Raw genomic sequence first — 12,498 nt, 5'->3', positions numbered from 1 at the left:
GTCAGGCCGGTGCCGGTACCGGAGTGTGTTCCAGGCGGACGATGACGCTCTTCGACGTCGGGGTGTTGCTGATGTCGGCGACGCTGTCGAGCGGTACCAGGACGTTGGTCTCCGGGTAGTAGGCGGCGGCCGAGCCCGGGGGAGTGGGGTAGCCGACGACCCGGAAGGCCTCCGCGCGGCGTTCGACGCCGTCGGACCACACACTGACCAGGTCGACGAGGCTGCCGTCCGCGAGCCCGAGGCCGGCGAGGTCGGCCGGGTTGACGAGGACCACGCGCCGTCCGCCCTTGATGCCGCGGTAGCGGTCGTCCATGGCGTAGGGGATGGTGTTCCACTGGTCGTGCGAGCGCAGCGTCTGCAGGACGAGGTGGCCCTCGGGCGCCTGGAGCAGGGTGAAGTCGTTGACGCTGAAGACGGCCTTGCCGCTGGGGGTGCGGAACTCCCGGGAGTTGACCGGGTTGGGCAGACGGAATCCGCCGGGGCGGCGCACCCGCTCGTTGAAGTCCTCGAAGCCGTCGACGACCCGGGCGATGCGGTCGCGGACGAGGTCGTAGTCGGTCTCGAAGTCCGCCCAGGGGATGTCCGGTGAGGAGCCCAGCACCTTGCGGGCGAGGCGGGTGATGATGGACACCTCGCTCAGCAGGTGCGGGGACGCGGGGGCGAGGCGGCCGCGGGTGGCGTGGACCTCGCTCATGGAGTCCTCGACCGTCATGAACTGCTCGCCGCCCGCCTGGAGGTCGCGGTCGCTGCGGCCCAGCGTGGGCAGGATCAGCGCCGTGCGTCCGCACACGGCGTGCGAGCGGTTGAGCTTGGTCGAGATGTGCGCGGTCAACCGGCAACTGCGCAGCGCCTGTTCGGTGACGTCGCTGTCCGGGGTGGCCCGGACGAAATTGCCCGCCACGCCGAGGAAGACCTTCGCGTGTCCGTCGCGCATGGCCCGGATCGAGTCCACGGAGTCCAGGCCGTGGCGGGCGGGCGGAGTGAAGCCGAACTCGCGCTCCAGGGAGTCCAGAAAGGCCTGCGGCATCCGCTCCCAGATCCCCATCGTGCGGTCGCCCTGGACGTTGCTGTGCCCGCGCACCGGGCACACGCCCGCGCCCGGGCGGCCGATGTTGCCGCGCAGCAGCAGGAAGTTGACGACCTCGCGGATGGTGGGCACGCCGTGCTTGTGCTGGGTCAGGCCCATCGCCCAGCAGACGATGACGCTGCGGCTGGCCAGCACCCGCTCGTGAACCCGCTCGATCTCGTCCCGGCTCAGTCCGGTGGCCTCCAGCACGGCGTCCCAGGAGGTCTCCCGGATGTGCTCGGTGAAGGCGTCGTACCCGGTGGTGTGCTCCTCGATGAACGCACGGTCCAGGACGGTGCCCGGCTCCTTGTCCTCGGCCTTGACCAGCATCAGGTTCAGCGCCTGGAACAGGGCGAGGTCGCCGCCGGGCCGTATCTGCAGGAACTGGTCGGCGATGGCGGTGCCGCGGCCGATGATGCCGCGGGCCTTCTGGGGGTGCTTGAAGCGCAGCAGTCCGGCCTCGGGCAGCGGGTTGACGGCGACGACATGGCCACCGCGGCGCTTGGTCTCCTCCAGGGCGGACAGCATGCGCGGGTGGTTGGTGCCCGGGTTCTGGCCCACGACGAACACGAGATCGCAGTCGTAGAGGTCGTCGAGGCTGACGCTGCCCTTGCCGATGCCCAGGGTCTCGCCCAGGGCCGAACCGCTGGACTCGTGGCACATGTTGGAGCAGTCGGGCAGGTTGTTGGTGCCGAAGGCCCGCGCGAACAGCTGGAGCAGGAAGGCGGGTTCGTTGGCGAGACGGCCCGAGGTGTAGAACAGGGCCTCGTCGGGGTGGTCCAGGGCGCGCAGTTCACCGGCGAGGAGGTCCAGTGCCTCGTCCCAGCCGATCGGCTCGTAGTGCGTCGCGCCCTCGCGGAGCACCATCGGTTCGGTGAGGCGGCCCTGCTGGTTGAGCCAGTGGTCGGACTTCCGGCTGAGCTCGTTCACGGAGTGCTGCCGGAAGAACTCGGCGGTGACCCGGCGGGAGGTGGCCTCGTCGGCGATGTGCTTGGCGCCGTTCTCGCAGTACTCGTTGAGGTGGCGCTTCCCCGGGGCGGGCTCGGGCCAGGCACAGCCCGGGCAGTCGAAACCCTTGGTCTGGTTGATGGTGAGCAGGGTCAGCGCGGTCCGCTTCGGCGAGGTCTGACCCAGCGCGTACTGCAACGCGTGCACGACGGCGGGAGCACCGGTGGCCCAGGTCTTGGGCGCCGACACCGACAGGCCGTCCTCACCCGGTTCGTCCACGTCGAAGTCCCGCATCACGCCACGCCCTTTCCGCCCTGTCCTCCCGCTCACTCTTCGCCCGCGCGCCGGCCCAGGTCAAAGCGGTAGTTCCGATCACCTGAGAGGCGTTGCCGATCAACCCGGTGAAACGGCGGGCCCCGGTGCCGTCGCGCCGCGGGCCATGGATCATGGGCAGGGTGCTGCTGCGCCAACTCGAATACCTCGTTGCCCTCGCCCGCGCCCGCCACTTCGCCAAGGCGGCACAGGCCTGCTACGTCTCCCAGCCGACCCTGTCCGAGGGCATCCGGAAACTGGAGGACGAACTCGGTGTGCCCCTCGTCCAGCGAGGACGCCGATTCGAGGGCTTCACACCGGAGGGCGAACGCGTCGTCATGTGGGCCCGGCGCATCCTCGCCGACCGGGACGCGATGCAGGGCGAGCTCCAGTCCCTGCGGGCCGGTCTGAGCGGGCGGCTGCGCATCGGCACCGTGCCCACCGCCGCCACGGCGGTCGCCCTGCTGACCCAGCCGTTCTGCGCCGCCAACCCCCTCGCCACCGTCCAGGTCTTCGCCGACCTGCGGTCCGAGGACATCATCAACCGGCTCCGGACGTACGAACTCGACGCCGCCGTGACCTACCGCAGCACCGTCGCCGCACACGATTTCACGTTCGTGCCGCTCTACCAGGAGCGGTACGTCCTGCTGATCCAGCGCACCGCCCCCGCGTCGGGCCCGGCGGAGATGGCCTGGGAGGAGGCCGCTCACTACCCGCTCTGCCTGCTGCACCCCGGGATGCAGGGCCGTCAGGTCATCGACGCGGCGTTCGGCTCGGTGGGCGTGCAGGTCACCCCGAGAGTGGAGACCGACTCGATCGCCTCCCTGTTCGCGCAGGTCAGGGCCGGACACTGGGCCAGTGTCGTACCGCATGCCTGGCTGCATGTCTTCGGCGTCCCGCCCGGCATGCACGCCGTCCCGCTGGTGGACCCGGTGCGCACCGAGGCGATGGGCCTGGTGCTGCCCGCCCGTGAGCCGGTCTCCCCGATCGGCCAGGCACTGATCGACGTCGCGGACCGCGCCGTGATCGCGGCGACGCTGGAGGGACTGCCCGGCTGACGGCGCCGCTATGCGATGGGGAAGTCGAAATACGTGTCCGGATACGGCTCGTCGTCGAGTGTGTAATGCCACCACTCGCGCTCGTACGCGCTGAAACCGCACGCCTCCATGAGAGACCGCAGGTGCCGGCGGTTGCGCGCCTCGACGGGCTTGATCCCCTGGGCGCCGTGGTGCGAAACGGAGTCCATCAGATCGTGGCCGCCGCCCATGGGAAGGAGGTCGCCCGAGGCCAGGTCGTAGAGCGTGAGATCGACGGTGCTGCCCCGGCTGTGGCCCGACCTGGTCGCCACATATCCCAGCTCGAACATCTCGGCCCTGGCGATCCGCGGATAGTGCCGATGCTTTGTCCGGCCGTCCTCCGGCTGCCGCGACCAGCGCACAAAGCAGTCGACCGCGTGCTGCGGGCGATAGCCGTCCCACAGCAGCAGACCGACCCCCTGTGACGCGGCCTTCTCCTGCGCCTTCTGCAGAGCCGCGCAGAGCGCCTTCGTGCCGACGACTCGATTCACCAGATACCCGTCCACCGGTTTGCCGGTGAAGTTGTCCCACGTGGCGTACTTGGCGTCCCAGCGTATTCCGCAGGCCACGTCGTCCACGAAGACGAAGCCGTCCCGCAGCGACTCCCGTATCGACTCCGTCGCCTTCATCGGATCTTCCCCGTCAGGGCGAGCGTGATCGTGCGGTCGATGACCTCGGACAGGGGCAGTCCGGCGGCCGCCATCATCCTCGGATAGCGGCTGTAGGAGGTCATGCCGGGGAAGGTGTTGACCTCGTTGAGGACTATCTCTCCGTCCTCCTTCAGGAACAGGTCCACCCGCGCCAGACCGCCGCAGCCCAGGGCGCGGTACACGGTCTTGGCCGCTTCCTGGACGCGCAGCCGTGAGGCCTCTGGAATGTCGGCGGGCACGATCGCCGTGGAGTTGTCGGAACCGGTCTCCGGGGTCTCCTCCTGGTGGATCCTGAAGAACCCGTGGGAGAGCGCGATCCGGTCCACCTCGCCCGCCACGAGCTGCGACCCGGTGCCGAGGAGGGCGCAGCCGATCTCGCTGCCGACGACGGCCTCCTCGATCAGGACCTTCGCGTCGTACTGCCGTGCCGACTCCAGCGCTTTCGCCAGTTCCTCTGCCCGGGACACCTTGGTGACGCCGAAGGACGATCCCGATCGGGCCGGCTTCACGAAGACCGGATAGGTGAGTTCGGCGGGATCGATGGTCTCGTCGGCCGTGACGGTCCAGAAATCGGGCGTGGCGATTCCCGCGCTTCGGGCGACGAGGTAGGCAAGGGATTTGTCCATGCACAGGGCCGAGCTCTGGACGTCGCAGCCGACGTAGGGGATGCCGGAGAGTTCCAGCAGGCCCTGCATCGCACCGTCCTCGCCGAGGGGGCCGTGCAGGACGGGCAGTACGACGTCCAGCCGGATCGTGTCGTAGCGGCCCTGCTCCAGCGTGAGCAGTCCGTGCACGTCGCTGTCCGGAGACAGCACCACGGGGCGGCAGTCGGCGTTCTCCCATTCCGTGCCGGGCCCGTCGCAGAGCTTCCAGTGGCCGCTCCTGGTGATTCCGATGTAGAAGGGCTCGTATTTCTCGGGATCGAGGTGGCGGGCCACCTCACGGGCGGACTTGACGGAGACGGGGTGCTCCTCGGAACGGCCCCCGAAGACGACGCCGACCTTCAGCCTAGCCATGCTGGATCCTGCTTTCGAATGTCAGACAGTTGGTGAGGGAGTTCTCCACGGCGTCGCGCAGGGCGCGGTCCGTGTAATACGCGGTGTGCGGGCTGATGACGACGTTCGGAAGTTCCTGCAGCCGCAGCAGTGCTTTGCATTCCAGGGGTTTGTCCCGGCAGTCGGAGTAGAAAATGCCTTCCTCGCCCTCGACGACATCCAGCGCCGCGCCGCCGAGCCTGCCGTTCTCCAGTTCCTGCACGAGGGCGTCGGTGTCGATGAGCGCACCGCGTCCGGTGTTGACGATCAGCGCGTCGTCCTTCATCTGCGCCAGCCGCTGCCGGTTCAGAAGATGGTGGGTGGCCGCGGTGAGCGGGGCATGCAACGTCACCAGGTCGCTGCGCCGCAGCAATGCGTCGAGCGGAACGTACTCGACGCCGGGTCGGTGCACGGGGCGGTTGTCATGGGTCAGAATGCGGCAGCCGAAACCGCGCAACCGGTCCATGACGGCGGTGCCGATGCGTCCCGTTCCGATCACTCCGACCGTCAGATCGCGCAGTTCTCTTCCGCGCACCTCGCTCAGCCGGTAGTCGTGCAGGTCGGTGCGGCGGACGACGGATTTCGCGTCCCGCAGCGCCATGAGCATGAGCATCAGCGTGTAGTCGGCCACGCTGTCCGGTGAGTAGGAGACGTTCTCGACGAGGATGCCGAGGCGGGCCGCGTATTCCACGTCGATGTGGTTGCAGCCGATGCTCCGGGTGGATATGTATCTCACGCCGGCTCGGTCGAGCGCGCGCAATGTGGCATGCGTGACGGGTGTTTTGTGGCCGACGCTGATACACCGCCTGCCGGAGGCCAGTTCGGCATTGGCTTCGGACACCGGTGCGGACGTGACAGTGGGCCGTACACCGAGACCGGGGGCCAACTCGCGGAACAGAACAGCTTCGTCCGGGCCGCATCCGTAGGCGGTGATGCGGGTCGTTTCGCTGTGGGTCATGCCGTCAGTCAAGACGGGCTGCTGTTGCCGGAACGTATGTGGTTTTCGATATGCCCGCGATACGTCCAACTCCTTTGACTGGCCGCATGACTCACACAAAAACGAGCCCGCTCGCCGGGGAGCCGGAATGATCCCGCTCGGACTCGGCGAGATCGCCGAAATCGTCGGAGGAAAAGCCGAGGGCGACAGCTGCGTGACGGTGACCGGGCCGGCCGTGCTCGACAGCCGGCAGGCAGAGCCGGGCGGCCTCTTCGTCGCCTTCGACGGCGAGCGCGCCGACGGCCACGACTTCGCCGCACAGGCCGGGCGGGCCGGTGCGGTGGCCGTGCTCGGCTCCCGGCCGACGCCGCTGCCGACCGTCGTCGTTCAGGACACCCGGAGGGCATTGCAGCTGCTCGCCGCCGAGGTCGTGGCCCGGCTGCGTGACCGGCTGACCGTCGTCGCGGTGACCGGCTCGCAGGGCAAGACGGGTACCAAGGACCTGCTGGGGGCCGTGTTCTCGGCCGCGGGACCGACGGTCGCCACGGTCGGCTCGCTCAACAACGAGCTGGGTGTGCCGCTCACCATGCTGTGCGCCGGTCCCGCCACCCGGTACCTCGTCCTGGAGATGGGAGCCCGCCACGTGGGCGACATCGCCGCGCTCACCGGTCTGGTCGCACCCGACATCGCCGTCGTCCTCAACGTCGGCGTGGCCCACATCGGCGAGTTCGGGTCGCGCGCCGCCATCGCCAGGACCAAGGGCGAGCTGGTGCAGGGGCTCGCGCCCGGCGGGACCGCGGTCCTCAACGCCGACGATCCTCGGGTGGTCGCGATGCGCGCACTCACCGACGCTCCGGTACTGACCTTCGGCCGGGCGGTCCACGCCGACGTGCAAGCACGCGACCCGGCGCTCGACCGGCGGGGCCGGCCGTCGTTCACGCTGTGCAGCGGCGGCACCTCGGCGCAGGTCACGCTGCCCCTCGTAGGCGCCCATCAGGCACTCAACGCGTCCGCTGCCGTGGCGGCAGCACGGGCCGCCGGGGTTCCGCTCGACCTGGCCACGGCGGCTCTGGGCACCGTCTCGCTGTCACCCCGGCGGCTGGAACCGCGCGACCTCGCCTGCGGAGCGATGCTGCTCGACGACTCCTACAACGCCAACCCCGACTCGATGCGCGCCGCCCTGGACGCGCTGGCGGCCGTCGAGGGCGGGCGGCGTATCGCCGTGCTCGGCGCCATGCTCGAACTCGGTGACGCCAGTGAGGCCGAGCACCGCGCCGTCGGGGCGTACGCCGCCGCGCGGGCCGACGTGGTGGCCGTCGTCGGCGAGGCCGCCCGGCCGATCGCCGCCGGAGCGGGGGAGCGGGCGGTGGTCCTCGCGGGCAACGACGCGGCCGTCGACTGGCTGCGCGAGCGCGTCACCACGGGCGATGTGGTCCTCGTCAAGGCGTCGCGCGGGGCCCGCCTCGACGAGGTCGCCGCCGCGCTCTAGTTCAGCGTCCGCGTCGCCTCATGTAGAGGTCGAAGGCCCGGTAGACCATCGGCCGCAGCGGCAGGTCCCACTCGCCGACGTACCGCACCGCCCGGCCACCGGTGCCGGCCTTGAACCGGACCAGCCCGACGTGCGGGTCGTCGGCGTCGAGGGTCGGGGTGATGCCGCGCAGGTCGTAGACATCGCAGCCGGCCGCGAGCGCGTCGCGGATCATCGCCCACTGGCAGGCGTTCGAGCCCCGCACCTCGCGCTTGGCGGTGGCGGACGCACCGTACGCGTACACCGCGTGTGTTCCGACGCGGACCAGGACGGTGGCGGCGACCAAGTCGCCCCGATGGTGGGCCAGGTAGAGCTTGATCCGCTCGGGGGCCTCGGCGCTCAGCGCCGCGAACATGGTCTCGAAGTAGCGCAGCGGCCGGGGTGTGAAGCGGTCGCGCTCGGCGGTGTGGACGTAGAGGTCGTGAAAGGCCTTGAGGTCTTCCGCGCCCCCGTCGCCGACCGTGACCTCGACGCCCTCCTTGGCGGCCTTCTTGATGTTGCGGCGCCACTGCTGGCTCATGCCCCGGAGCAGCTCGTCCTCGGTCTTGCCCGCCAACGGCACCTGGTACTTGAACTGCGGATGCCCGACCCCGAACCCGTCCTGCGGGTTCTGCGGCAGCCACCCCGCATCCTTGAGCCCGCTGCTCACGCGGGCGCCGACCGGGTCGCCCCACTGCCCCGGCAGGTCGGTCAACCGCCGGACGCCCGGGGCCGCGATGCCCTCCTTGACCTGCGCGGCGCTCCAGGAATCGGTGACCACCGGCGGGCCGAGCCGGATCGCGAACGCGCCGTGCTCCTTGAGATACGCCGCCAGCGGATTGAGCCACGCACCGATGTCGCCGCTCCAGTCGATGACCGGGCCCTCGGGCAGATACGCCAGCGTGAAGCGGTCGAGCCGCGGCACCGGGCGATGCAGGACGAGCCCGGCACCGACCATGCGGCGTCCTTCGAACCAGCCGAGGGACTCGCTGCGCCACTCGGTCTTGACGCGGCCCCACGCCGGGGTCTGCAGAAAGCTGACCGACCGCTGGGCCCGTACGAAGGCCAGGTGATCGGCGGCGCTGATCGGCCTGACGACCGGGTTTGCGGCGGCTGCTGCTCGTACTGGTGCGGTGGAGGACATGCGACCAGCCAAGTCGGCGGGGTGTTGCTCGCGTGTATGCAGTTCTCGATACGCGGACGATATCCGCCGCCTCATAGCCTCGACGTATGTGTGTCTCCCTGCGGAAGCGGACCGTCACCGCTCCTGGTGCCGGCAGACGTTCCCAGGCATGGGGGTGGTGACCGTGGGCAGGCCGCCGGGGTGGAGCGTCCGCCTCAAGCTCACCCTCAGCTACGCCGGATTCCTGCTGCTCGCGGGTGTCCTGCTGCTCGTCGCTGTAGGGGTTTTCCTGCTGAGGCAGGGATGGTTGCAGACCAATGAGGCGGGGGCGGTGAGGGAGACTCCCGGCACTCTCTTCGTGCGGGGGTTCGCCCCGACGGCGGGCGCGGTCATGGTCTTCCTGCTGGTGTTCGGCCTGTCGGGAGGATGGGTCCTCGCCGGACGCATGCTCGCGCCCTTGGACCGGATCACCCACGCCACCCGCACAGCCGCGGCCGGATCGCTGTCCCACCGGATCCGGCTGCCGGGCCGCAGGGACGAGTTCCGCGAACTCGCCGACGCCTTCGACATGATGCTCGCGCAGCTCGAGGCGCACATCGCGGAACAGCGGAGGTTCGCCGCCAACGCCTCGCACGAGCTGCGTACCCCGCTGGCGATCTCGAAGACGCTCATCGACGTCGCCCGCGCCGATCCGCATCACGACACCGGCGAACTCGTCGAGCGCCTCCACACCGTCAACACCCGGGCCATCGACCTGACCGAGGCACTGCTGCTGCTCAGCCGCGCCAACCAGCGGTCCTTCACCCGAGAACACGTCGACCTGTCCCTCGTCGCGGAGGAAGCAGCCGAGACCCTGCACCCGCTCGCGGAGAAGCACGGCGTCACCCTCGAGACCAGCGGTGACGTCGCCCCCACGACCGGCTCCCCGACCCTCCTGTTGCAGCTCGTCATGAACCTCGTGCACAACGCGATCGTCCACAACCTGCCGGAACGGGGCGCCGTCCGGGTCCACACCGGCGTCCGCCCCGACACCGCGGTACTCACCGTCGAAAACACCGGCGAGCAGCTCATCCCCCACCTTGTCGCCACCTTCACCGAGCCCTTCCAGCGAGGCACCGAGCGCATCCACACCGACCAGGCGGGCGTCGGGCTGGGCCTCGCCATCGTCAAGACCATCACCGAGGCTCACGCCGGAACCCTCACCCTCACCCCACGCCCGGGCGGCGGGCTGCGCATCACTGTGGAACTGCCGGCGGCGTCCGCAGGGTGAACCTTGAGCCGCCGACGTCCGCGAGCCTCCCGCGTTGCCGAGCCGGGTAGCTCGGCCCGGGGCGGGGCGGCGGTGGCGGGAACGAGCCGATGGCCCCGGAGGCAGCGAGCAGTGGGCGCCGGGCCGTGATCGGGTCAGGCGCCGGCGGCTGCGGCGTCAAGGGCGGCAGGGTCGAAGCCGGCCTGGGCCAGGACGTCCGCGGCGACTCCGCGGCCGACCTGGGCGAGACCGATCAGCAGGTCGTCGCAGTCGATGCGGTCGGAGCCGTTCTGCTCGGATCGTGCCTCCGCGACGGCGATCGCCTTGCGGGAGTAGGGCGTCCAGGCGATCCGTTCGGCTGCCTGGGAGGCGCCCATGCTCAGCCGGGTCGCGACGGACCTGTGGACGGCCTCCGGCGGGACATCGGCGGCCTGCAGGAGTCGGGTGGCGCTGTTGTCCTGCGCGGTCAGTCCCCAGAGCAGGTGCTCGGTGCCTATGTAGTTGTTGCGGTGGTGCACCGCTGCCTGCTTGACGTGGACCATCGCCTGGCGGAGATCGTCCGTCATCGTCTCGGGGCTGTAGCGCTTGTGTGGAGCGTGGAAGCGCTGCTGGACCGCCTGTCGAGTCACGCCCAGGGCAGCCCCGATGTCGGTCCATGAGGCGCCGTGCATCCGGCAGTGCTCCACGTAGTCCTCGACCAAGTCGTCCGCCAGCGCCTGCATTTGACCCGAGAGTTCGGCGGCAACGGTCAACAGAGCCAGCCAGTCGGGCTGTTCCTGCCCGCCGGGGCGGTGCGCGGTGTCGCACCTCCGGTCGACTTCCGCGATGAGATCGTCCAGATCCGGAAGAGTCATCACGCAAGTAGGCCTTGACAGTTTGGAATTGTCAAGGCGAGCTTGCGTAACCGGCGGCTTTCAGGCGGCCTTGGTCGCGTGACGGGTCCGCTGGAGAGCCGACGCGTCTCACTCAAGCTCCAGCATGCGTGTCTCGGAAGTCCTGGTGCGCATGCGGGCGGCCGGAGGGGCGATCGTAGACTCGCGCGCCATGGAAGAGATCGTCAGGCTTGGAGAGATCAGCTGCCCGTCGGGGACCCTCGTTGTTGTTGACGGTGGTCATCTGGGGTTGTGGAGCGGGGAGCGGTCGCCGGCGGAGATCGACCCCGCTCTGCTTGGCGCTGACGACCCAGGGATGGCTGCCGAAGTGGTGAACTCGGTCGACCTTGCGATGGTCGGCCCGGACGCCTCGGCAGCGGCCCGCGGCTTCGATCTGCAGCCAGGTGCCGTGCTCCACGACATCCCTGCCTCCCGGGTGGCGGAGCTGGGGACGCTGTTCGAAGAGCACTGCCGGGCCGCTGGCCTGGACGCCCGTTTGGAGGCGGTGCCGGGCCGCGAAGCACATGCCCAACGCGTGCGCCGTACCGCCGCTGAAGGTGGCGGCTGCTTCCTGATGTTCGGGGTGCCCGTCATCGCCGTGGGCGGGGCGCCTCGTGACCGTCATCTGCCGGTGCTGGCTTCGCGGGTCGACTTCGGCGACGGTGTCGGGCCGCGCTGGTCGGAGATCTCGGTGCGGATGAGCGACTCCCCGGCCAAGTCATCCGTGCTGCTGGGGGACATCGGCGTCGACTGGGCCCGGGTGCTCTTCGGCGATGCCGATGCTCTGAACGCTTGGCAGCACGACGAACCGGTGGACGGCTTGGCCGACGTCGCGTTCTGGGGCGCTGCCGCAGAAGAAGCCGCCGCTATGTTCGCCGCACCGGAACTGGGCGAACCCGGTGAGGACGGTGTCCGCGGGTGGACTGGGCTGGGGGTGGCGGAGGCGGTGGAGAAGGCTCGCGCTCTGCAGCGCTGGAAGGAGGAGACCGGACGCCGCATGATGGTGGACTTCCGGCCCCATTCCCACCACTGGCAGGTCATGCGAGAGATCCGCGCCTCCGAAGTGGAGGCCGGCACGGTGGAGGTCGGCGACGCCCGAATGCTCTGCGCGATGACGAGCTGGGGCGACGGCTACTTCCCGGTCTCGGCCGACCTGGATGGGGCGGGTGCTCTGGTCGCGGTGCGGGTGAGCTTCTCCGACGCGACTGCGTAGCCGTTCTGCTTTCGCGGAGGCCGCCACCGTCCGGGCCTCCGGTACGACACCGTCCAGCGACTGCAGGCCCTCCGGCCCGTCCCAGCCGCGTCACTCCCGGTGGAGGAGCAGGCGTACGGCGACGGAGGCCTCCAACCGCGCCTGCGGGGAGCCGAGGCGGTGATGCAGGCCGTGGTCGAAGTCGAGATGGCCCTGTGGGCTGCGGGTGATGTCGAAGCGGTCGGGGTCGGGGACGTGCAGGGGGTCGCGAGAGGCCGCGGCGAGCGAGACCGGTGCGGGCCACCCCCGACGCCTGGCGGCGGCGTCCCCTTCGCCTGTTCCTCTCCGGCGTGCACATCGCGAGGACGGTGCAGCCCCTGCCTCGGACGACACGGTGATGCTGACGGGATACGACGCCGGAGTCTCGTTCCGCAGCGTGCACCATCCGCAGGCCTGCCTGACCCGCACAGTGCTCTCCAACACCTCGGACGGTGCCTGGAAGGTCAGCCGATACCTGGACCACCAGCGCCTC

Annotated in this window: 10 protein-coding genes and 1 pseudogene; 4 read left to right on the top strand and 7 right to left on the bottom strand. The window is 69.9% G+C overall.

What is annotated here, in order from left to right:
• Nucleotide 1: 1 nt before the first annotated feature.
• A complete protein-coding gene (locus tag ACFUO4_RS31075) occupies nucleotides 2-2,308 on the bottom strand; it encodes an FdhF/YdeP family oxidoreductase (RefSeq protein ID WP_383491084.1) in 2,307 nt (768 codons plus the stop codon).
• Between the two features lie 161 nt (nucleotides 2,309-2,469).
• On the opposite strand from ACFUO4_RS31075, the gene ACFUO4_RS31070 reads away from it, so the two are divergent.
• Nucleotides 2,470-3,384: a LysR family transcriptional regulator gene (locus ACFUO4_RS31070; protein WP_383491579.1), complete on the top strand. Its 915-nt coding sequence runs from the start codon at nucleotides 2,470-2,472 to the stop codon at nucleotides 3,382-3,384.
• 8 nt (nucleotides 3,385-3,392) lie between these two features.
• Here the strand turns inward: ACFUO4_RS31070 and vanX are convergent, their stop codons facing one another.
• The 3 genes from vanX to ACFUO4_RS31055 are packed head-to-tail and all read right to left on the bottom strand — an operon-like array spanning nucleotide 3,393 to nucleotide 6,044.
• The gene (vanX, locus tag ACFUO4_RS31065; RefSeq protein ID WP_383491577.1) at nucleotides 3,393-4,001 is read right to left on the bottom strand and encodes a D-Ala-D-Ala dipeptidase VanX; all 609 of its coding nucleotides are present in this window, start codon (nucleotides 3,999-4,001) and stop codon (nucleotides 3,393-3,395) included.
• 26 nt (nucleotides 4,002-4,027) lie between these two features.
• Nucleotides 4,028-5,068, bottom strand: coding sequence for a D-alanine--(R)-lactate ligase VanA-Sc (vanA-Sc, locus tag ACFUO4_RS31060; RefSeq protein WP_383491082.1), 1,041 nt, complete (start codon nucleotides 5,066-5,068; stop codon nucleotides 4,028-4,030).
• Nucleotides 5,061-6,044, bottom strand: coding sequence for a D-isomer specific 2-hydroxyacid dehydrogenase family protein (locus tag ACFUO4_RS31055; protein WP_383491080.1), 984 nt, complete (start codon nucleotides 6,042-6,044; stop codon nucleotides 5,061-5,063). Before ACFUO4_RS31055 ends, vanA-Sc begins: the two co-directional genes overlap by 8 nt.
• A 127-nt stretch (nucleotides 6,045-6,171) precedes the next feature.
• Here ACFUO4_RS31055 and murF point away from each other — a divergent pair, with 127 nt between their 5' ends.
• The gene (gene murF / locus ACFUO4_RS31050) at nucleotides 6,172-7,512 is read left to right on the top strand and encodes a UDP-N-acetylmuramoyl-tripeptide--D-alanyl-D-alanine ligase (RefSeq protein ID WP_383491078.1); all 1,341 of its coding nucleotides are present in this window, start codon (nucleotides 6,172-6,174) and stop codon (nucleotides 7,510-7,512) included.
• Between the two features lies 1 nt (nucleotide 7,513).
• On the opposite strand, the gene ACFUO4_RS31045 is transcribed toward murF, so the two are convergent.
• A complete protein-coding gene (locus tag ACFUO4_RS31045; RefSeq protein WP_383491076.1) occupies nucleotides 7,514-8,674 on the bottom strand; it encodes a lipid II:glycine glycyltransferase FemX in 1,161 nt (386 codons plus the stop codon).
• A gap of 148 nt (nucleotides 8,675-8,822) precedes the next feature.
• Between ACFUO4_RS31045 and ACFUO4_RS31040 the strand changes: the two genes are divergently transcribed.
• Nucleotides 8,823-9,923: a sensor histidine kinase gene (locus tag ACFUO4_RS31040; RefSeq protein WP_383491074.1), complete on the top strand. Its 1,101-nt coding sequence runs from the start codon at nucleotides 8,823-8,825 to the stop codon at nucleotides 9,921-9,923.
• A 134-nt stretch (nucleotides 9,924-10,057) separates the two neighbouring features.
• Here the strand turns inward: ACFUO4_RS31040 and ACFUO4_RS31035 are convergent, their stop codons facing one another.
• A complete protein-coding gene (locus tag ACFUO4_RS31035) occupies nucleotides 10,058-10,756 on the bottom strand; it encodes a Clp protease N-terminal domain-containing protein (RefSeq protein WP_383491072.1) in 699 nt (232 codons plus the stop codon).
• Nucleotides 10,757-10,946: 190 nt separating this feature from the next.
• On the opposite strand from ACFUO4_RS31035, the gene ACFUO4_RS31030 reads away from it, so the two are divergent.
• The gene (locus ACFUO4_RS31030; protein ID WP_383491070.1) at nucleotides 10,947-11,987 is read left to right on the top strand and encodes a hypothetical protein; all 1,041 of its coding nucleotides are present in this window, start codon (nucleotides 10,947-10,949) and stop codon (nucleotides 11,985-11,987) included.
• Between the two features lie 96 nt (nucleotides 11,988-12,083).
• Here ACFUO4_RS31030 and ACFUO4_RS31025 read toward each other — a convergent pair.
• Nucleotides 12,084-12,257: pseudogene (locus ACFUO4_RS31025) on the bottom strand (cytochrome P450); the annotation flags it as partial.
• Between the last annotated feature and the right edge of the window lie 241 nt (nucleotides 12,258-12,498).

The organism is Streptomyces sp. NPDC057280, from assembly GCF_042668605.1.
Classification (GTDB): domain Bacteria; phylum Actinomycetota; class Actinomycetes; order Streptomycetales; family Streptomycetaceae; genus Streptomyces.
The sequence above is the reverse complement of the archived record's forward strand: the minus strand, read 5'-3'. Positions and strand labels throughout refer to the sequence as shown.